This window comes from Variovorax sp. RTB1 (assembly GCF_035018765.1).
Classification (GTDB): Bacteria; Pseudomonadota; Gammaproteobacteria; order Burkholderiales; family Burkholderiaceae_C; genus Variovorax.
Window position 1 is genome coordinate 1 of the sequence record NZ_JASJXG010000117.1, and the last position, 772, is coordinate 772.

At 50.0% G+C, this 772-nt stretch carries 1 protein-coding gene; it reads left to right on the forward strand.

Annotated features, from left to right (window positions below):
• Nucleotides 1–313 precede the first annotated feature (313 nt).
• Nucleotides 314–715, forward strand: a complete 402-nt coding sequence (locus QN397_RS26595; RefSeq protein ID WP_323502519.1) for an AAA family ATPase — start codon at nucleotides 314–316, stop codon at nucleotides 713–715.
• The last annotated feature ends 57 nt before the right edge of the window (nucleotides 716–772 follow it).

Genomic DNA, 772 nt, shown 5'->3' on the forward strand with positions numbered 1-772 from the left:
GGGGGGTTTGGGAGGCAGTTACAGGAGTAGCGATTCTGTAGTGCAGCGCGCAGTCACAAGTGACCCAAAGTAGTCTTGCAGAAACTCGGATTTATGGTCCGCAAGCGGACGTTCAACGCGCCAACTTCAGCGGACCAGGGAGCCTAAGTGCTGCAGATCCACACGAATGATGAGTTGAGCCGCATTGCACAAAAACGGGAACTAAAACAAGAACAGTGAAGATGGGCCAGAACAAAAGCTCCGCCGCTAAAGATTGTGCGCAACATGCTTTTGAAATAAGCCGAGAGGCAACTAAAAAAGGAGTATTGGACTGATGATCAATCAAATTGACATTGCGAGCTTTGGCAGTTTCCAAGGCTTGGACTGGAAGAAAACCGTTCGTGACAGCGGCAAAAATGTCAAACCATTTCAGCGTTTGAACATCCTCTACGGACGCAACTATTCTGGCAAGACAACACTATCCCGGATCTTCCGTGCGCTAGAGATGCGCAAGCTACCTCTGAACTATGTCAGCTCGTCCTTCACTGTGACAGGTGAAAGAGGCGCAGTTACCCATGCAGGCTTGCTGACCCACAACTACGATGTACGCGTCTACAACCGCGACTTCGTGACCGACAACCTGAGCTTCTTGGTCAATCAGGATGTCGGTGGAGTTATTAAGACCTTCGCCATTGTCGGTGAGCAGAACAAGGAAATGAATCGCCCCGGTTTTTGAGGAGGCTCAACACTCTGAGAGGATTGAGCCATGAACAAGTCGAACAAGTTCTCACCC

Excerpts from the sequence above, each read along its gene's own strand:
- QN397_RS26595 (WP_323502519.1), top strand. The coding sequence starts at position 314 with ATGATCAATCAAATTGACATTGCGAGCTTTGGCAGTTTCCAAGGCTTG.